At 69.2% G+C, this 18772-nt stretch carries 20 protein-coding genes; 7 read left to right on the plus strand and 13 right to left on the minus strand.

Annotation, left to right across the window (positions count from 1 at the left end; all coding sequences use genetic code 11):
- The first annotated feature begins 8 nt into the window (after nucleotides 1-8).
- A complete protein-coding gene (locus ACJMK0_RS05300) occupies nucleotides 9-3707 on the plus strand; it encodes an IPT/TIG domain-containing protein (RefSeq protein ID WP_405236209.1) in 3699 nt (1232 codons plus the stop codon).
- A gap of 84 nt (nucleotides 3708-3791) precedes the next feature.
- Here the strand turns inward: ACJMK0_RS05300 and ACJMK0_RS05305 are convergent, their stop codons facing one another.
- From ACJMK0_RS05305 to ACJMK0_RS05315, 3 genes are all read right to left on the minus strand, one after another.
- The gene (locus ACJMK0_RS05305; protein ID WP_405236211.1) at nucleotides 3792-4262 is read right to left on the minus strand and encodes an LEA type 2 family protein; all 471 of its coding nucleotides are present in this window, start codon (nucleotides 4260-4262) and stop codon (nucleotides 3792-3794) included.
- Nucleotides 4263-4305: 43 nt separating this feature from the next.
- On the minus strand, nucleotides 4306-4899 hold the full coding sequence (locus ACJMK0_RS05310) for a class I SAM-dependent methyltransferase (RefSeq protein ID WP_405236213.1): 594 nt from the start codon (nucleotides 4897-4899) through the stop codon (nucleotides 4306-4308).
- Nucleotides 4900-5056: 157 nt separating this feature from the next.
- The gene (locus ACJMK0_RS05315) at nucleotides 5057-5554 is read right to left on the minus strand and encodes a beta-class carbonic anhydrase (protein ID WP_405237898.1); all 498 of its coding nucleotides are present in this window, start codon (nucleotides 5552-5554) and stop codon (nucleotides 5057-5059) included.
- Between the two features lie 200 nt (nucleotides 5555-5754).
- Here ACJMK0_RS05315 and ACJMK0_RS05320 point away from each other — a divergent pair, with 200 nt between their 5' ends.
- Complete coding sequence (locus tag ACJMK0_RS05320; RefSeq protein WP_405236215.1) at nucleotides 5755-6480, plus strand: oxygen-binding di-iron domain-containing protein; 726 nt, start codon at nucleotides 5755-5757, stop codon at nucleotides 6478-6480.
- A 14-nt stretch (nucleotides 6481-6494) separates the two neighbouring features.
- On the opposite strand, the gene ACJMK0_RS05325 is transcribed toward ACJMK0_RS05320, so the two are convergent.
- Nucleotides 6495-6848, minus strand: coding sequence for a hypothetical protein (locus tag ACJMK0_RS05325; protein ID WP_405236217.1), 354 nt, complete (start codon nucleotides 6846-6848; stop codon nucleotides 6495-6497).
- A 251-nt stretch (nucleotides 6849-7099) separates the two neighbouring features.
- On the opposite strand from ACJMK0_RS05325, the gene ACJMK0_RS05330 reads away from it, so the two are divergent.
- Nucleotides 7100-7237 carry a DUF3096 domain-containing protein gene (locus tag ACJMK0_RS05330; RefSeq protein WP_405236219.1) on the plus strand — a complete coding sequence of 46 codons (138 nt, stop codon included), beginning with the start codon at nucleotides 7100-7102 and terminating at the stop codon, nucleotides 7235-7237.
- 89 nt (nucleotides 7238-7326) lie between these two features.
- Here ACJMK0_RS05330 and ACJMK0_RS05335 read toward each other — a convergent pair whose 3' ends face one another.
- The 3 genes from ACJMK0_RS05335 to ACJMK0_RS05345 all read right to left on the minus strand — a co-directional run bounded on the left by ACJMK0_RS05335 (nucleotide 7327) and on the right by ACJMK0_RS05345 (nucleotide 9758).
- Complete coding sequence (locus ACJMK0_RS05335) at nucleotides 7327-8097, minus strand: hypothetical protein (RefSeq protein ID WP_405236221.1); 771 nt, start codon at nucleotides 8095-8097, stop codon at nucleotides 7327-7329.
- Nucleotides 8098-8251: 154 nt separating this feature from the next.
- Entirely contained in the window at nucleotides 8252-9130 is an 879-nt protein-coding gene (locus ACJMK0_RS05340) for a retropepsin-like aspartic protease (RefSeq protein WP_405236223.1), read from the minus strand.
- Nucleotides 9131-9257: 127 nt separating this feature from the next.
- Nucleotides 9258-9758 carry a hypothetical protein gene (locus ACJMK0_RS05345; protein WP_405236225.1) on the minus strand — a complete coding sequence of 167 codons (501 nt, stop codon included), beginning with the start codon at nucleotides 9756-9758 and terminating at the stop codon, nucleotides 9258-9260.
- A 170-nt stretch (nucleotides 9759-9928) separates the two neighbouring features.
- On the opposite strand from ACJMK0_RS05345, the gene ACJMK0_RS05350 reads away from it, so the two are divergent.
- On the plus strand, nucleotides 9929-10387 hold the full coding sequence (locus tag ACJMK0_RS05350) for a hypothetical protein (RefSeq protein ID WP_405236227.1): 459 nt from the start codon (nucleotides 9929-9931) through the stop codon (nucleotides 10385-10387).
- 37 nt (nucleotides 10388-10424) lie between these two features.
- Nucleotides 10425-11078 (plus strand): GNAT family N-acetyltransferase, encoded by a 654-nt coding sequence (locus ACJMK0_RS05355; RefSeq protein ID WP_405236229.1) that lies wholly within the window; start codon nucleotides 10425-10427, stop codon nucleotides 11076-11078.
- On the opposite strand, the gene ACJMK0_RS05360 is transcribed toward ACJMK0_RS05355, so the two are convergent.
- From ACJMK0_RS05360 to ACJMK0_RS05370, 3 genes are read right to left on the minus strand one after another with little or no spacing between them, the layout of a single operon-like run.
- A complete protein-coding gene (locus ACJMK0_RS05360) occupies nucleotides 11032-11415 on the minus strand; it encodes a thiol-disulfide oxidoreductase DCC family protein (protein ID WP_405236231.1) in 384 nt (127 codons plus the stop codon). The two genes, ACJMK0_RS05355 and ACJMK0_RS05360, sit on opposite strands and share 47 nt — an antisense overlap.
- 44 nt (nucleotides 11416-11459) lie before the next feature.
- Entirely contained in the window at nucleotides 11460-12332 is an 873-nt protein-coding gene (locus tag ACJMK0_RS05365; RefSeq protein WP_405236233.1) for a class I SAM-dependent methyltransferase, read from the minus strand.
- A 3-nt stretch (nucleotides 12333-12335) separates the two neighbouring features.
- Nucleotides 12336-12824 carry a DUF2165 family protein gene (locus ACJMK0_RS05370; RefSeq protein ID WP_405236235.1) on the minus strand — a complete coding sequence of 163 codons (489 nt, stop codon included), beginning with the start codon at nucleotides 12822-12824 and terminating at the stop codon, nucleotides 12336-12338.
- 131 nt (nucleotides 12825-12955) lie between these two features.
- Here ACJMK0_RS05370 and ACJMK0_RS05375 point away from each other — a divergent pair, with 131 nt between their 5' ends.
- Nucleotides 12956-14614, plus strand: coding sequence for a di-heme oxidoredictase family protein (locus ACJMK0_RS05375; protein WP_405236237.1), 1659 nt, complete (start codon nucleotides 12956-12958; stop codon nucleotides 14612-14614).
- Between the two features lie 63 nt (nucleotides 14615-14677).
- Complete coding sequence (locus tag ACJMK0_RS05380; protein ID WP_405236239.1) at nucleotides 14678-16057, plus strand: GntP family permease; 1380 nt, start codon at nucleotides 14678-14680, stop codon at nucleotides 16055-16057.
- Between the two features lie 382 nt (nucleotides 16058-16439).
- Here the strand turns inward: ACJMK0_RS05380 and ACJMK0_RS05385 are convergent, their stop codons facing one another.
- From ACJMK0_RS05385 to ACJMK0_RS05395, 3 genes are all read right to left on the minus strand, one after another.
- On the minus strand, nucleotides 16440-17543 hold the full coding sequence (locus tag ACJMK0_RS05385) for a phytase (RefSeq protein ID WP_405236241.1): 1104 nt from the start codon (nucleotides 17541-17543) through the stop codon (nucleotides 16440-16442).
- Between the two features lie 79 nt (nucleotides 17544-17622).
- Nucleotides 17623-18231, minus strand: coding sequence for a hypothetical protein (locus ACJMK0_RS05390; protein ID WP_405236243.1), 609 nt, complete (start codon nucleotides 18229-18231; stop codon nucleotides 17623-17625).
- Between the two features lies 1 nt (nucleotide 18232).
- Entirely contained in the window at nucleotides 18233-18766 is a 534-nt protein-coding gene (locus ACJMK0_RS05395; protein WP_405236245.1) for a bactofilin family protein, read from the minus strand.
- Nucleotides 18767-18772 lie beyond the last annotated feature (6 nt).

Consider the following 18772-nt stretch of genomic DNA (forward strand, 5'->3'; position numbering starts at 1 on the left):
GTATCGAGATGAGCACAGGGAATCGCGTATCCCGTCTGGCCGCGTTCTGCCTGGCCGTGCTGCTCGCCGCGGGTCTCACCGCGTGCGGCGGTGGCGGTGGCGGCGGCACCGCCGCCGAGCCGGCACCGGCACCGCCCGTTGCAGGCGGCGGCAATGATGGCGGCGACGCCGGTGACGGCACCGGCGACGAGTCCGGTGACGAGACCGACGACGACGGCGGCAGAGAAGAGGAGCCGGGCGATGAAGACGACACCCCGGCCGATGCGGGCTTCGATGCCGGGAAGATCGCCGAGAGCATGACTCTGGACACCTGGCTGCAACAGGGTCTGCGTTTCGTCGACGCCGACGGCGATGGCATCCCCGACGAATTCGACCCGGCTCCGGCGACCCGGCCGCGCATGGCCGACCCGTCGTCGGATCAGTCGCTGACCGTCGAGGCGGCGTGGTCTGTGATCGACGGCCGCCGTGTGGACGATGTGGCGCTGGAAGGCCATCCCCTGCAGCTGGAGGTGACGGGACTGCCGGCCTACGGCAGCAACGGCATCTGGGTGGTTTTCCGCAGCGGCAAGGGTTACCGCGCGGCGAGGGCGAGCATTGCCGGCGAAGGGCTGCTGGAAGTCATGCCGGAGCCCGACTCGTTCGGTGCCCATGTCGTCGTCGGCTCCTCGCGCGGGCAGAACTACGAGCTGCGCGCGCTGCGCCTCGACGAGCCGCTGCTGTTCCCGCTGGACGGCAGCGCGAGCGCGGGCGGCCGGCTGACCCTGGACGGACGTAACCTGGACCGGGTGCAGACCGTCACCCTTGGCGGCGAGCCAATCCCGATTACCGGGCAGGGCCCGGACGCGCTGACGCTGACGCTGCCGGAGGCCGCTCGCGGCAATCGGCTGCTGGCACGGACCGGCGCGGGCCTCTCGAATGCCCTGGCCGTCGATCTGCGCCAGGAAGTGGGCATCACGATCGCGGGCGATCTGCCGCTGGCCCAGGGTGAGCACCTGACGGTCCGCCTGGGCGGAGGCCGGCAGGCGCTTGCATACGGCGAAACGCTGACAGCGAGTCTCCCGGCCTGGGCGCCGACGACCCTGAGCTTCGACGTGGTCGGCCAGGACGGGGCCGTGCGCTCCCCTGGCATCCTCGAGGTCATTGTGTGGCCGGGCGACAGGGTGGCCGAGGTATCGGAGCGCAGCACGCTGGTCGGCCGCCTGATGGGGATCCGCCGGTATCTGGACGGGCTGGGCGGCGACGACTGGTCGGCAATACGCGGTTCGCTCGAACGCGCACTGACGACGCCCGCCGCACGGGACTACCTGGTCACGATGACGGAACACATCGCCGGGCGCGGAGCAGCACCGGAGGACTCCACGGTCAGCGCCGTCGCGCGCTCCTGGGAATCGCTCACGGCGGAGACTGCCGTCACGGCCGGCACCCCTGAAAAGGCAACGGGCGATGGCGGGCGGACCGTGACCTCGTCCGAGCCGCGGACGCCGACCAACGGCAAGCAGCTGGACTCCATCGTGGCGTCGACGATCGACGACCCGGATCCGGAAGGTGAGGCCGTCCGCCAGACCTTCGGCAACGAAAACTCCCAGGTCACCGTGCTGCGTCATGGGGACGCCGACGTCACCGTGCCCGGCCTGTTCAGCATCGGCGGCTGCAGCTACGGCCCCGAGGAAGTGCAATGGAAACAGGCGCACGAGATCGCGACCGCTGCGGACGAGTACCGCGCCCTCTGGCGGTCGGACCTCTGCATGCAGGTCGACGGCAAGGTCGTGCTGAGCGCCGCGGTGTTCAAACCCGGCTTCCGCGACCCGGATGCGATCCTCGGCGAGATGGCGCAGGCCGCCTATGCGAGCCAGAACCCGAAGGAGGTCGTGCGGCGCCACTCCCGCTCTTCCTTCGCGGATCTCGCCTACCAGTACGCCGCCGGCGACAACGGGGGTTATTACCTCCGCGGTGACGACGGCACGCCGCTGTGCCACATGGAGGAGTGCTATATCGAGGTGATCACCAGCGGCTACGGGCTGTTCAACCCCGCCAAACCCCTGAGCGAGACCCAGAAGGAACTCGTGCGCACGTTGCGGATACGAATGTGGCTGGAGGCCATCATCCCCTGGATCCTCGACCTGGCCGAAGTGGGCGAAAGCGATACCCGCAACAAGATCGGGCGCTGCATGATCGACGGGTTGATGGGCGACCCGGCGCTGCGGGACGCCATCGATCGTCTCGTCAAGCGCCTGGAGACCGACGAAGACAAGATCAAGGCGGATCCGGCCGACGAACTCGCCGCCGCGTTCGACGCCACCGTCTCGGACTGGGCCCGCAAATACGTGAAGGGGCAGCTCGGCCCCCAGCTGTACAACTGCATGACCAAGTTCCTGCAGGGCGAGGGCGCGGATGCGATCGAGAAGCGGATTACCGACAAATGGCCGGATTCCAAGCAGATATTCAAGTTTGTCGAGATCTACGAGTTCGTGCGCGATCTCGGCAGCGCCGTCTTCACCCCGGAACGCTTCGTGTTCAAGATCGAACCGCGAGCCCAGATTCGCAAGATGACGCCGCAGACCATCGACGCGTTCGACACTGACCGCACGCTGGTGCTGGAAGGCGACTGGCTCGGCAATCTGGACCCCGACGCGCCGGCGCCATGTCTCGGCGAAGGCTGGTGTCCGCAACTCGTGATCCGGGACCAGTTCGGTAACTCGACGGAGGTCGGCTACATCGAGACGGACATCTCCGGCATCGGCAACTGCGGATTTGCGTGCACCCGGCTGGAGATGCCGTTCTCCGCGATCGATTTCTCGCAGCTGGGCAGCGGACCGCTGGAGGTCGAGCTGGCCATCGGCGACACCGACGGCAACAACGCCTATGACAGTTACCCCGGCAACAAGCTGCGTGTCCCGGTACCCGGTGACAACGAGCTGTTACTGGGACTGGGCGGTCTCGGCGGCGTGGATCCGCCCATCGTGCAGCCGGGCGAGGAGATCACCGTTCTCGGTTTCCGGATGGACCTGTACGGCGACTCCGCCATCTGGGATCTCGTCAGCGAGTCGGATACCAGCGTCGTGTATACGCTGCCCCTGACGCGGCAGGTGAACGAGGAAGGCACCAAGGTGGGCCTGAAGGTGCTGGAGCGGGTGCCGCGCGGGCTGTACCGGGTGGTGCTGCGGCCGAATTTCGATGCGGACAAGGACAATCTGCCAACGCTGGTCACGCGAGACCCGATCTTCGTGGACAGCGAGCCCCGGCCGCTTATCGCCATCGGCGACCAGGGCGTCGAGAAGGACGACACGATGCGGGTCACGCTGCTGGACAAGAACGGGGACCCGGTCTACCGGCGGGACGATCCGCTCAGGCTGCCGATCGACAACGTCATCCCGCAGAACCGGGTGGACGCGCAGGGCAATCCGCTGCCGGAGGCCTATACCATCATCTTCACCTGGGACGATTCCGTCGACGAGAGCGGCAACACCGTCTTCCTGAACGCGCCGGTGCAGCAGATCGGGGTGGAATGTGCAGACGGAGGCAGGGACGGGCTCTGCACCTACGGCGTACGCTCGGCGCGGGACCGCATCTGCCTGACGGGCCTGTCGACACCGACGCCGTCCCAGGCCAGGAAGATAGAGAGCGGCACCGACAAGCTGGGCCTGGCGCGGCCGATCGCGGGCACCGAGACCTACGAGGGATGCGACGTCCCGTTTGGAGGCAATTGAGTGCAGGAGGTAGGAGGGCCTTCAGGCCCGATTGATTTAATGGATCGGGGCTAAAGCCCCTCCTACGTCGCTATCCCTGCGTCGCTATCGCAGCGCGATCTCGCCCTCGTCCCTTACCCGGATCGCCGGCGTGAATCGGCCCACGTCCAGCTTCGCCTCCAGCGCGTAGGAGAAGCGGTCGCGCGGGGTGGCCATCAGGTCCGTGACGAGACGGATGCCGCCGAGGAGGTTCGGGGTGGCCACCAGCGTCACGTCCCCTTCGCCGTAGCCCTCGATCACGGGCAGGTCGTTGTCCACGCCTTTCACGAGTTCCCGGCCTTCCAGGCTGACGGTATAGGCGAGGCCCTGCAGTTTCAGCGCCTCCCGGTTGGGATTCACGATGTGCAGCCCGATCTCGAAGCGGGGCACGGCGCCATCGCCGGGCAGCGGGCGGAAGGAACTCACCGTCACGGTCGGCGTCTCGAAACCCGGCCGCAGACCCGTGCAGGCGCCCAGGCCGAGCGCCAGGGTTGCCAGGGTCACGATGGCGATGGCAGAGAAGGACGGTCGCTTCACGGTGGCACTCCGGGCACGCGCGGATACCCGCGCCTCGCCCAGACTACGCCGCGTTGGCGGCAGCGTCGAGGTCGGCCCGCTTCTTCTCCCACGTAAACACGCGCATGGGCGGCACGTTCAGGATCTCGCGCTGGATCGTCGGGCGGCCCATCACCGGCCGGGTGTAGTCGGCCACGCGGCCGCTGAACTGATAGGCAACGAAGTGCCCGCCCGGGTTGAGGGCGTCGTGGACCGCCGTGATGATCTCAGCGGAGAGCGCCTCCGGCATGGTGGAGAAGGGGATGCCGGAGACGACGACGTCGGCGCCGGCGTAGCCTCGCTCCGCCAGTACCTCGCCGATGGTGCTCGCGCAGCCATGTACGACTTCGAAGCGCTCGTCCTCGATGGCCTCCAGCCCGGGCACGAAGTCGGCGGTGCGCTCGATGGCGATCAGCCTGCCACGGCTGCCCATGGCCTCGAGCAATGCCCGGGTGGTGCCGCCGGTGCCCGCACCGAGTTCCACGACGACCCCGGCGTTCGCCAGGTCGGCCGCCGCGACGATGCGGCGCTTCAGGAAGAGTGAACTCGGTACGACCGAGGCCACGACCATCGGGGCTTTCATGAAGGCCTGGAAGAACCTCCAAGTCTCGTTCGGCATGCAGCGCTCCGTTCCGGCGGTGCACGCCGGGTTAGATCACCCCGTCAGGCTTGCATCCCCACGCCCCCGGGTCAAGCAATCGCACGGTAGGAGGGCCTTCAGGCCCGACACCCAAAGGCCTTCAGGCCCGATACCCAAAGGCCTCAGCCCCGACTCCTCAGGCCGCCTCCACCTCGTTCAGCCGCCCCGTCTTCACGTCGTACACGAATCCCCGCACTGCGTCCTTGTGCGGCACGAAGGGGCTGTTACGGATGCGTCGGATCGACTGCACCACATCTTCGGCCGGGTCCGGGAACGCCTCCAGCGCGAAGTGCGGCCGCACGCCGGTCTCCTCCTCGATCTCCGCCTTCACGGCATCGTCCCTGAAGGTCAGCATGCCGCAGTCGGTGTGGTGGATCAGCACGATCTCCCGGGTGCCGAGCAGGCGCTGGGAGATGGCCAGCGAGCGGATCACGTCGTCGGTGACCACGCCGCCGGCGTTGCGGATCACGTGGGCGTCGCCTTCCTCGAGGCCGAGCAGGCGCCCGGTCTCGATCCGCGCGTCCATGCAGGCGACCACGGACACCTTCTTGCCCGGTGGCATGGGCTTGTCGCCCTTGTCGAAGGTCTCGGCGTAGCGTTCGTTGGCGGCAAGGAATTCTTCGGTTGCAGACATCATCTCTCTCCCGGCTGATGGATACTGGGCCGGGGAAGGCTACCGGCGCGGGTGTCCGGCGTGAAATAGAGCTTTGTTACCGTGGTATTCCATCTCGTTATATGGTCCGGGTGCGGCCCGGGTGCGGCCCGGGTGCGGCCAATGCCGCCTCGCCGCAAACGGCGTATGCTTCGGGGTGGTCGTCAGATCAGGGGAGCGGTATGACCACCATCACCGAGATCGCCGCGGACGTGTTCCGCATCTCCACCTTCGTGCCCGAGGCCGGCATCCAGTTCAACCAGTTCCTCGTCCGCGACGAGGAACCCCTGCTCTACCACACGGGCATGCAGTCGATCTTCCCGGCCGTGTACGAGGCGGTCGGCAGCGTGATCGACCCGGCGAGCCTGCGCTGGATCGGCTTCAGCCACTTCGAGCCGGACGAGTGCGGATCGCTGAACCGCTGGCTCGAGGCGGCGCCGGCCGCGGCCGCCGTGAGCAGCCACGTGGGCGCGATGGTCTTCCTGGGCGACTACGCCGAGCGCCCGCCGCGCATACTGGAAGACGGCGAGACCTTTGCGACCGGCGCCCGCCGATTCCATTTCTGCACGACGCCGCACCTGCCCCACGGCTGGGATGCCGCCATGCTGTTCGAGGAGACCGAGCGGGTGCTGTTCTGCTCGGATCTGCTGCACCAGCTCGGCGACGTGGAAGCGGCCACCGGCAACAGCGTCACGGAGCGCTTCCGCGAGACGCTGACCACCTACCAGCAGAGCCCGATGGCCGGTTACATGCCGTGGACGCCGGATACCGGCACGCACCTGGCTCGGCTCGCCGCGCTGAGCCCGCGGGTCTGCGCGACGATGCACGGCGCGGCCTACGAGGGCGACGGCGCGCAGGCGATGACCGAGGTGGGGGAGGTGATGCGGGAGGTCTACTCGCGGGTCTGACCGGGCCGTCCGATTCAGGGCCGGAGTCTGTCCGGGCGTGCGGCCGGCTCCGGCGAGTCGTCCAGGTGATAGGCGTCCGCCACGTAGCCAGGCCCCTTCATCACGAAGATGATGAAGCACGCGATGGAGACGGTGAGCGCAGCCGTCCAGAAGGTCACCACCAGCGCGATCGCGAATATGTCCACGCTGGCGATGCGCTTCGCCACGTCGAATCCGGGGTCGCCGGCGAGCCAGAGCCGGATCAGGCCGGAGAGGACGAACGGCGCGGCGGTGCCGAGCAGGAATATCCGCGGCATGCGCCGCAGGATGTCCAGCTCGATGCCGGGCGGCTCCCGCCGATCGTGCAGTCTGTTGAACAGGCCGTCCATGGCGGTAGATTAGCACCGCGCCCGTCCGGGCGGCAGCGGGCTCCAGCTACTGTCGAGGTTCGTCCGGGTACCGTCCGGGCCGGCCGATGGTGCAACTTCTGCAAGAACGTGCGCAGGCCTTGCCACGGACAGCCCGGTGCGGCATGCCCGCGGGCCTCCGGCCGGCACGTTGCGGCTGGCATGTTCCCTGCATCTTCTCGCGGGACGAAGCTGAAGAGAGTCGTCGGCCCGGCACGGCCGGCGGGACACATATGACCATACACCTCGCTTTCCAGCCCCTGATCGCACTCCTCGCGGGCATCCTGATCCTGGTGGTGCCCCGCCTGTTGAACTACGTCGTTGCCGGCTACCTCATCCTGGTGGGGGTCGCCGGTCTGACGGGCCTATAGGTGCGGACGGAATGCCATGTCGGCGGACTCCGGCTTTTTCGTGACGCTGCGCTACGTTCAGCGACTGAAGCAGAATCCGGTCCGGTGTGTCAGCCCCCCTTGGGCAGTCGGATCGGCTTCGCCCGGTAGACACGCGGACTGTCGCATTCCAGCGCACCCGGGAATATCTGCTGGGCCCTCTGCCAGCCGCCCTCGTTGGCGTAGGCGTCCCAGTCCTTGCCGAAGGCTGCGTAGTCGCGGTAGCCGGTCACCCATTTGAAGTCGTAGTCGGCATCCACCGGCTCGCCGTAGGCGGGGAAGAAGACCCAGTGCGGCGAGTCGCCGCCGGCCGAGGTCTCGTACTCGATCCATTCCCGGATCGCTCCCAGGCCCACTTCCATGTTGGCATTACGCTCCACTTCGCAGTCGGCGAACGTCAGGAGCGGGGCTTTCGGCGGCTCGCCGGCGGCCTCTCTCATCGGCATGACGGCGTAGTTCATGTGCGCCGCGCAGGTGACCACGTCGGCGAAGGCGCGCTGCAGCTCGCCGCCTTTCGTGTGCCAGATATCGAGGCTCTTGCCCATGTCCGCGCCGCTCGGCCATCCGCCGAGCCAGCCGACATCCCAGCCGGCATGATCGCCGCTGACGAAGTCCGGCGTGAGCAGCCAGGCCTGATAACCGGTGTCGGCGTCATTGTCGTCCGTGAAAGCGTTCCAGCGGGCGATGACCTTCTCCAGGTCGCCCATGTCCCTGCCCTCGTTGAAGGTGCAGGGAAAGAACTCGGCGGGCCGAATCTGCGGTGAGGCGTCCTGCGCCGAGGCGGGCCCGGCGAGCAGCAACAGCGAGCCGGCCACGAGCAGCGTCGTGAGTTGTGACTTCATGATTTATCCCCCTGATTATCTTTTTATATTTGGTCGATTGTCGTTATTGATGTCGTTCCTGGTGTGGATGCGATCCTTGCATCTGAAACCATACTAACCCGTAATTGGACCGGGCGCTCAGGAGCTTCGCTCCGGGTGGTTCGCGGCGCGCCGGTCAGGGGGACTGCGCGACGGAAGGCCTGGCCTGCAGCCAGAGGGTGTCCTGCGGGAAATCGACCGTGATGACGAAATGCCGGAGTATGCGCACGCCGATGTTGACGTCGGCACCCGTGGGCGTGGGATCGATGGCGACGGTGACGTCCTCGAAGGCCACGCCGCCGACGCTGAGGCGGTCCACGACGATGAGATCGCGCTCGAGCTCGCCGCCGATGCCGCCGCCCGCTTTGGTGCCGACGACCGGGTGCGCCTCGAGCAGGCCCGAGGCGGCGGCATAGTCCCTGCCGACGAGGACTTCGTTGCCGTTGCCGAGGTCGAAGTCCGCAGCCGTCGGCGGCAGGTCGTCGATGCTGACCGGCAGCTGCCGTATGCCGCGGTGCTCGGTGAGAGGCAGGGCGATACCCGACGGTGGGGACGACCTCGATACGCGTTCGAAGCGCCGGCCCGCGATGTCGACCCGATAGCGGCCCGAATCGAAGATTTCCCGGCCCATCACCACGTGCACCGGTTCGCCGACGAGCCGGGCCGAGATGTCCGTCAGATCCAGCACGGCGACGGTCACCGCGTCCGCGGCGAAGCCCGGTGCCTGGATGGAGACGTTCTCCGCGAAGCGGATGGGCTCGCTGCCGCCGGTTCCTTTCGCCACGTGCTCGCCCGCGTACGCCAGTCCGAGACGCTCGGCGAAGTGCGCATCGATCAGCGTCATCTCGGCGCCGGAATCCAGCAGGGCTTCGGTCTCGACGCCGTTGACCGTCACGGGTATGAAAAGGCGCTCGCCGGTGACGCGGAGCGGTTCGGCCGGCGGGGTTGCGCAGGCCGCGAGTACGGCGGCCAGGAGCAGGGGCCAGAGCCGGGTAACGGCGGCGGACACGTGCATGGTTCCGGTTCCGGAATGGGGTCCGCCAATCTAGCACACCGGCCGTAAAAAGCCGGCGGATCCTTCCCTGGATCCGCCGGCAAGCATGCGCCCCGGGGGCGGGGGCGCCTGAGGTGCCGGGTTGGCGTCAGCGACCGCGGCCGCCGGCGCGGTTCGCGGCGCGCGCGTTGCCTCTCAGCCCGTCGCGCGAGCGGGTCTCGATGCGCCGCTCGGCGCGGATGCGCTCCATGCTGCGCGCCTCGGATCCGGTCGGTGCGGCTTCGGCCGCCCGGTGCTCCTGTTTCTGCGCCCGGGTATTCTCGCGTACGCCATTGCCGCCATTGCCGCCATTGCCGGCATCGCCGGCTTCGGCGGCCCTGCGGTCGGCACCCTTCTCGCGGGCGGCCGCGGCCGGCTGCGTCTCGTCCTCTTCCGAGGCATAGCGGTTGACCGAGTCGGCGCCGTTGCCCTTCTGCACGAACTCGCGGAACGTCTCGTTGTCGCCCCTCGTCTCGATGCGGGTGTTGTGGATGTCGTTCGGCATGTTGGCCGTGCCTTCGCCCCATTTGCTGTTGTGGTCCGCCAGCGCCGGTCCCGAAAGGGAGACGAGGGCGCCCAGAACCGTGATTCCCAACCATTCCTGTCGCATGGTGCTGCTCCTGCAGATGCTGTTGACGTAATCCATCAACGCGCGGGCAACGCTACGGTTGACAGGTGTAGGAGGGCCTTCAGGCCCGACCCCGAGTTGCCGCCCGGGGGTCGGGCCTGAAGGCCCTCCTACCTGTAGAATCTGGCGGCATGCCATCCGGGAGTTCGTCCATGATTCGATCGCTGCTGCTACTGGCCGCGGTGCTCGCCATTGCCGCCTGCGGCAACGAGCCGGAAACCGATACCGATACCGATATCGATACTGATGCCATTGCCGATACCGTCATCGACGCCGGGCCCGGCGATGCCGTGGCGGCCTACGAGCAGGCCATGGAGGCCCAGCGCGAGCTGGTTACCGAGATCACCGGCGTGCTGGAAGGCGTCACCGACGAGGAGTCGGCCGCGGCCGCGGCCCCCAGGATCGAGGAGCTGAGCGGCGAGCTGCAGCGCCTGGCCGCACGTATCAACGCGATGCCCCAGCTGCCCTACGCGGAACAGCGGCGCATCACGCAGGAGCGGGCCGGCAGTGCCGCCGCGCGCCGCGCCGCCGGCAAGCAGATGCTGAAGGTCGAGCAGTATCCCGTGCTGAAGGAAGCCTGGTCCCGCGGCATGCGAGGGGCCGGGGATTGAGCCGGCCGGGCGTGACGGGCGCCGCCGGGGCGGACCGGTGACGACCGCCCCGGCGGATGCCGAGGGGAGGCCCGTCGCGCAGACCCGGCGGCTCACGTTGCGCCGCCTGCGGGAAGACGATGCCGGATTCCTGCTCCGCCTCGTGAACGAGGCGGCGTTCCGCACCCACATCGGCGACAAGCAGCTGACCACGGACGAGGACGCCCGGCGCTTCATCCGGGAGGGCGCATGGACCTGCCAGCCCAGGCCGGGCTACGGGCAGTTCTTCGTGGGCAGCCGGGAGAGCGGCGAGGCGCTGGGCGTCTGCGGCCTGTTGTACCGGGAGGAACTCGACGTCACGGACGTCGGCTTCGCCTTCCTGCCGGAGGCACGGGGGCGGGGCTATGCCGTGGAGGCGGCCCGGGCCGTGCTGGCGTACGGACGCGGCCTCGGCGTCGCCGACATCGTGGCGCTGGTCTCGCCGGACAACGCCGCGTCCATCCGCGTGCTGGAGAAACTGGGGTTCGGTGTCAGGCAGAGGCTGCGGCTGGGCGGGCGGGAGACGATGGTGTGGGGGGGGCTATTGGATGGGGGCGGGGGTGGGGGGGGGGGGGGNNCCGGGCCTGAAGGCCCTCCTACAGCAGCCGTCCCGCGTAGTAGGGCCTTCAGGCCCGACCCACGCCCCCGAAACGCCGCTGCAACCACGGCCTGATACGAAGGAATCCCCGGTAGAGCCGTTCGAGCACCCACAGCACCGGCCGGAATCGCGCCAGCAGACCGAGTGGGCGCAGCAGCGGGATGGCCCGCCACATCGCCGCGAAGGCCGCGGCGCCGGAGACGATGGACCGGCCGTCCTCCTGCGCGTGGAAGCGCTCGAGGAGCGTGGACCGGTCGAGCGGGCAGTCGCCGCCGTCCTGGATGGCGACAAAACGGATGGCGCCGCGCCGGTCGAGCCGCCGCATCAGCGCGATCTCCCGCAGGCACAGCGGACACTCGCTGTCGTACCAGACCGTGACGTCGGCTGTGGCGGTGGCGGTAGCGGCGTTCATGGCCGGTTATTCGGACCGGTGGCCGCTGCCGATGCAGCCCCGGCTCAGCCCTCGGCCGCGTTAGTGAGCTCGAGGAGATGGGCGAAGGAGGGGACGATGAGTCCGTCCCGCCGTCCGGCCAGGTAACGTTCGTTCTGCGCCGCTGGCGTCAGGTGTTCCGTCACGCTCCAGCCGGCCTCCGCGGCCAGGGTTTCGATCTCGTCCGGGTCGAAGAAGCTCAGCATCGGTTCCTGCTGCAGGGCGACGGCCAGCCGCGTGCCCCACAGCAGCAGGTTGCCGGCGGCGGTGGGCGGATGCTCGCTCCAGTAGTCGAAGACGATACGGGAGCCGGGCGCGGTGCACGAGGCCAGCGCCGCCAGCGTGTTCCGTATGGCGTCGCGGCTGAGGTAGTAGGTGGCGCCCAGCCAGGAGATGAAGTCGGGGGACGGACGGCCGGGCCAGATTTCGTCCAGGCTCACGGCCTCGAAATCGACCGGCAGGAAGTCGAGCTCCGGCGGCAGTTCCAGGCCCCGGCTTTGCAGCAGGTCCTGCTTCCACCGCTGGGTGGCGGGATGGTCGATCTCCAGCACGTCGATCAGCGGCGGCTGCTGCCGCAGTGCGAAGGTATCGAGGCCCGCGGCGAGTATGACGTAGCGCCCGGCTCCGTGGGTGCGGGCCTCGGCGAGGGCGTCTTCGGCGTAGCGGCAGCGCACGACGACCTGGGAGCGCAACGCCGTGAAGGCATCGGCCTGGCCCACGTAGTAGCGACGCCAGAATCGGGACAGCCGCCCGAGGCGGCGAATGTAGCGCTGCTGATAGGCGGGCAGCAGCCGTTCTGCGACGGCGTCGTCGAGGACGGCAGGCGCATCGTCGATGCGCCGGTGCACCGCGCGGGCGAAGGCAGTGCCGAAGGCGGTGCGGCTCGGCGCGTCGTCCAAGTGTCAGGCGTCGTCCATGTTGACGATGACGAAGACGATGGCGCAGCAGAGGAAGTACTGCAGCGCGCCGTCCAGGGATTGCGCGCCGAGCTGGGTCTGCCACATCTGGAACCATGACCCGCCGATGGACAGAAAGAACCCGAACCACACGACCATGCCGATGCCGGCGCCCAGCAGCGCCCAGGTCTTCGCGCCGTTGAACGCGGCCGCCGGCGCCCTGCGGTTCGCCCACAGGTCCCACGCGCCCTTCAGCGCCACCACACCCGCGGCGAGTTCGCCGGCGATGATGACGGCGAGCGCCAGGCCCGAGACGATCGGGCTCGTCATCGGCGGCCCCAGCGACGAGGCGTAGTACTCGTGGTCGGCCATCGCGAGGACGGCGGCGACCACCTGGTGCGCGGCCTCCAGGTTGACGATGTTCTGCAGGCCGTAGAAAAGGGCCATCAGGCCCAGAAACACGATCAGGACGATCTTCAGGTAACGGATCGGCATGGCGGTGCTCCCCCCGAGAGACACGGTGCCAGTCTACCCAATCCCGCCCGTAGCCGCAGTTATTCGGGTCGCCCGAGCCGCCGCCCGGGCCTAGTGTCGGCCGCCTTCGCAACCGAACCGGGGAGGAGGTCATGGACACATACCAGGAAGGGAAGGGCGCCGGCGCCGGGACGGTCGCAGCGGCTCTCGTCGTATTGCTGCTGATGAGCGCAGACGTGACCGCCGGGGCCGTCGCTGAACCGGCCGCGGGTCCAGCTGCCGGACCCGTCGCCGGGCCATTGGCTGAACGAATCGTCGGACCCTCGGCCGGGCGGATCGGCGAGGAACGTTCGGGCTACCGGCGGCTCGAGGACGGCGAGGAGCACCGGCTGCCGCTGCACGAGCTGCTGCGCCGCGGCGAGGCCGCCTTCACGGCGCGCTGGACGCCGGCGGAGGGCGCCGGGCGTCCGTTCAGCGACGGCACCGGCGGCCCGCTCGCCGATGCCGCGGCACCGCTGGTTTTTCCCCGCAGCTTCAACCGGGTGTCGGGGCGGGACGCCAACAGCTGTGCCGGCTGCCACAACGTGCCGGCGGGCCGGCCCGGCGGCGGCGGCGACTTCGTCACCGGCGTGTTCGTCGCCGCCCAGCGTTTCGACTTCGCGAGCTTCGACGTGGACGACACCGTGCCGCTGAAGGGCTCGCGGGACGAGGCGGGCGCCTTCACCACGCTGCAGAGCATCGGCAATTTCCGCGCGACGCCCGGCATGTACGGCTCCGGCTACATCGAGATGCTGGCCCGCCAGATGACCGCCGAGCTGCAGACCATCCGGGATGCCACGCCGCCGGGCGGCGCCCTCGAACTGGAGACGAAGGGCGTGTCTTTCGGCGTGATCCGCCGCGAGGCGGGCGGCGTCTGGGATGTCTCCGCGGTGGAGGGCCTGCCGCCGCAGAGCGTGGCGAGCGCGGGCGCCGAAGACCCGCCGAGCCTGGTCATCCATCCGTTCCACCAGTCGGGCAGCGCGGTGTCCCTCCGCCAGTTCACGAGTAATGCCTTCAATCACCATCACGGCATGCAGGCGGCGGAGCGCTTCGGCGACGGTGTGGATGCCGACGGCGACGGCATCGCCGACGAGCTGACCCGCGCGGACATCACCGCGGCCACCCTGTTCCAGGCGACGCTGCCGCCGCCGCGCCAGGTGCTGCCCGGGGGCCGGGAGGCCCGGCGGGCCGTGCGCCGGGGCGGGCAGTTGTTCCGGCGCATCGGCTGCGCCGACTGCCACGTGCCGGCCCTGCCGCTGGTGGACGAGGGCTGGGTGTACACGGAGCCGAACCCCTACAACCCGCCCGGCAATCTGCAGCCCGGCGATACGCGCCCGGTGCGCGTGGATCTCAGCCGGGACGACCTGCCCGGCCGCCGGCTCCGGCCCCGCGACGGCGTGGTGTGGGTGCCGGCGTTCACGGACCTGAAGCTGCACGACATCACGGCCGGGCCGCAGGCCGCCGGCATTGAGGCCATCGACATCAATCACCCGGCAGGCTCGCCGGGGTTCTTCGCCGGCAACCGGCGGTTCCTGACGAAGCGGCTGTGGGGCGCGGCCAGCGAGCCGCCGTATTTCCATCACGGCCGCTACACCACGCTGCGCGAGGCGACTCTGGCCCACGACGGCGAGGCACGCGCGTCCCGGCAGGCCTTCCAGGCGCTGCCGGAGCACGAGCGGGATGCGGTAATCGAGTTCCTGAAGTCACTGCAGGTGCCGGTGGCCGACGACCGGCATCGTCGCGATCGCCCTCATCGGGCCTCGCGGGGCTGACGTCGCCGGCACTGCCGATGAGTGCGTATACTGCTCCGGGCCGGAAACCGCTTCGGGGGGAGCATGGAATACATCGGTCTCATCGGCAGCGTCGCGCTGCTCATCTGGCTGGCGCTCAGGGGCATCAACATCGTCTTTGCTGCGCTGCTGTGCTCGGTGGTGGTCATCGCCACCAACCAGCTGCCGGTCGCCGCCGGGCTGACCGAGTATTTCTCGTTCGGGCCGCTGGGCGCGTTCACCTTCGCGGGGCGGTTCTTCCTGCTGTTCGCCGCCGGCGCCATGTTCGGGCGGGTCATGGGCGAGAGCCACGCGGCCGCCAGCATCGCGCTGGCGCTGGTGGAGCGGCTGGGTGCCCACCGGGCGCTGTGGATCACGGTGCTGGCCTGCGCGCTGCTGACCTACGGTGGCGTGGTCGTCTTCGTGGTGATCTTCGCCATGTATCCGCTCGGGCTGAAGCTGCTGCAGCAGGCGGACATCCCGAAGCGGCTGTTCTGCGGCGCGCTGGCACTGGGGGCCGGCACTTTCACGCTGACGGCACTGCCGGGCACCCCCTCCATCCACAACGTGATCTCGGCGGCGGCGCTGGAGACCACCCTGTTCGCCGGCGGCTGGTACGGGGTGGGCGGAGGCGCCCTGATGTTCGCCGGCGGCATGTGGTATCTCGAGCGCCAGCGCCGCATCGCCGCCGCCAACGGCGAGCATTTCCAGCCGGCGCCGAGCGACCCCGTCTCGACCGCGAACGCCGGTGATCCCGGCTATCCGCACTGGCTGCCGGCGGCGCTGCCGCTGGCGCTGGTCCTGGGCACGATCGTGGCGCCGAGGCTGATCATCATGTCGCTGGACGAGGCCACGCTGGCGCAGTCGGGCTGGTTCTTCGCGCTGCTGCGTTTCGCCGACGGCCAGCCCGTCGTCTGGCCCAGCATCGCGCTGCTCGCCGGCACCCTGCTCGCGGTGCTCATGTTCCCGATGGTGCGCGGCCGCGCGCTCGAGGTGGTGGGCCACGGCACGCAGGACTCGATCATGCCGCTGATCAACACCGCGGCGGTCATCGGCTTCGGCGGCGTCGTGACGCAGACGGCGGGCTTCGAGCAGTTCACCCGCCTGATGCTGGAGTCGGGCCTGCCGCCGCTCGTCTCCATGTTCGGGTCCGTCAGCCTGGTGGCCGGCATCACGGGATCGGCCTCGGGCGGCCTGCAGATTTTCATGCAGACCATGGCGCCGGCCTATCTGGAGATGGGCATCGAACCCGGCACGCTGCATCGCCTGGCCACCATGGCCAGCGGCGGCTTCGACTCGCTGCCTCACTGCGGCGCGGTGGTCGCCATGCTCACCATCACCGGCCTGACCCACAAGGAAGCGTATCGCGACGTGGGCATCATCACGGTGGTGATCCCGGTGCTGGCGACGCTGGCGATGATCGGGCTGGCGGCCGCAATTTCGTAGGAGGGCCTTCAGGCCCGATCCCTACCTCCCGACCCCTTCTCTTATGGCCGCCCTGCGGGGGCATCCGTCTTGCTCCAGACAAAAGGTCGCGGCGACGGATACCCCCGCATGACGGCCGTGCTACCGGTGGCGTGGCGGAGCTGCCAGTCAGTAGCGCCGGCTGACCGGTGCCATCCCTTTCGGCCACGGGCCCGTTAGCGGGTGGGTAAGGGTTGCGGGGTCGTCCGGGCCGACTGGAGCCATGACGGCGGGAAGGAGGCCCGGCCGAAGCGAAGGAGGACAGGACGTCCGACTGAGCGTCCCCGCGACCCTTACCCACCCGATGGCGGGCCTACGCCAAAAGGAGAATAGATCGGGCCTGAAGGCCCTCCTACCTGTTTCGTTACCGGCAGCGGCCTTCCGGGATCACGCTTTCTATCCGCCGCCAGTCCACGATCTTGAAGTTCTGGCTGTCGGCACCTTCGTTGCGCCCGTCCTGGCCGACGAAGATGCCGCGGGGGAAGCGGGGGCCCAGATCGGCGGCGGTCACGTCGATGCCGTCGGTCTCCTCGGTGCCGTCGATGCCGGCATCCTCGTTGTCGGCCACGCGGAAGGAGACCAGGTAGCGGACTTCTTCGCCGAGGCAGTAGACGGCGTAGCTGTTGTCGCCCTGGCTGGAGGCGAGCAGGTAGCGCGGGCCCGCGGCGGGCGAGTAGATGGTGAGGCCTTCCACATCGGCCACCAGCGCCGGGCCGTCGACGCTGTCGACGAGTTCCGGCGTCCAGTCGGCCGCCGGGTCGAGCGTGCCGCGCCAGATGCCGCGGGGCTCCTCGCCCACGTAGACATGCCCGGCGGCCTCGTCGACCACACAGCCCTCGGGCTGGCCCGCCAGGCGGAACTCCCGGGCGAGCCGGGCCGAGAAGGCCGCCGGACCGGTGCGTGCGAGCGACCACTGCTGATAGCGGCCGTCCTTGTCGTTCACGAACACGTGGAAGCTGTCGCCGCCCGCCGAGCCGAGGCAGATGCCGTAGATCTCGTCGAGACCGGTGGCGACGGCCGAACCCGGCAACGGCCGTGCACTGCCCGTCGCCGCGTCGAGCAGGAAGACGTCGATGCTGCCGGTGGTCCGGTTGGACGCCACGGCCACCGCATCGCCGTCCGGCAGCGGGCGCAGATCCACGTTGTTGAGGCGGCCCGACTCGATGGACTGGGTCTCCCGGCCGTCGAGATCGTAGAGATGCAGCGCGCGGAGCTTGTTGCTGCCGAGTACGAGTGCGCCGCCGTCCCGGGCGGAGCGTGCCCAGACGGCCGGGTCGTCGGCGGCGTCTCCTGCGTCCGGCACCGGCTCGGTCTCGACGTCGGCGAAGACGACCGGATAGTCCGCCGGCTGCGGCCCGGCGGCGCAGCCGGTCAGTGCAAGCGCGGCGACGAGGACCGTGCACAGGGTCGGGAAGACGACCGCCGGGGGGATGGCGGGTCGCGGAAGACGGGGAGCAGTTGCAGTCATGGCAGGGCCTGTCAGTGGAATTACGGGGACTGTTGACACAATCGCGGATCGAGTCAACCGTCGCCGCGACCGGCAGGCTTCAGAGGCGGAACAGAAACTCCTGCATGCCGTTGCCGAGCAGGATGGCACGCTCGATGGAGAACTCCCGGAAGGCCTTGCCGAGTTCCTCCGGCGAATAGCGGGGTGCCGGTCGTTCGTCCGGGGCGGCGTTGCGCCGCACCAGGTGCTCGCCGTCCACCGGGCAGAAGCCGCCGGGCAGGGCGGGCATCAGCGGGTCCCGGTAGGCGACCAGGGCATGCACGAGCGTGCCGGGCAGCCCCCGTGCCGCCAGACGGGACGACAGCGCGGGCAGGGCGGCCGGCTGCAGGTAGTTGAGCAGGTCCCAGCACAGGACGACGTCCACCGGCTCCGGGTTGCGCGGCGGCAGCGCGTCCTCCATGCGCTCGCGCAGCAGCTCCTCGCCCGCGTCTTCCGGCGGCACGAGCGCGTCGAGATCGTCCGCGAGGTCGGCGATCTCCAGGCGGCAGCGGAAGCGGCCGAACAGATCGATGCTCTCGGGGCGCGCCGGACCGAGGTCCAGTATCACCCAGCGGCCGCCTTCCTCCATCCGCTCCACCAGGGAGCGGAACAGCGGGGCCCGTACCGGCCCCGCCGCCCCCGGCAGCACCTGCGCGGCCGCGCCGGCCATGTCAGGCTGCCGATTCCTCTTTCTTCGCCGTGGACGGCGTAGTAGAGGATGCCACCGAGGCCGGCTTGCGGGTCGCGCCCTGCTTGCCCAGCGCGGCCTCGACGGCCTCGGAGTCCATCTCGATGGAGCCCTTGAAATGGGCGCCGTCCTCGAGGCTCACCCGCGGGGCGGTGATGTTGCCCTTCACCCGGGCGTTGCGGCGGATCGCCACCTGCTCGGCACCGAACAGGTCGCCCTCCATGACGCCGTCCACGGTGATGGCCTTGGCGTAGACGTCGGCATGAATCTCGCCTTCCTTGCCGATGGTCAGGCTGTTGTTCACCAGCTTCACCGTGCCGGTCACCCGCCCCTCGATGCGCAGATCCTCCTCGCCCTGCAGGTCGCCGTCGATGCGGATGGAGCGCCCGATGACCGCCATTTCGCCGGTGCCGCCGCCCGCGGTATAGGCGGGCTTCGCTGCGGGCGCGCTCGTGCTGCGGCTCTCGCCGGGATTGGTGGCGGTTTCGCCGCCGTCTTTCCTGCCACGTTCAAACATTGCTGT

Origin of the sequence: Lentisalinibacter orientalis, assembly GCF_040706535.1 — a bacterium.
GTDB lineage: Bacteria > Pseudomonadota > Gammaproteobacteria > Steroidobacterales > Woeseiaceae > Lentisalinibacter > Lentisalinibacter orientalis.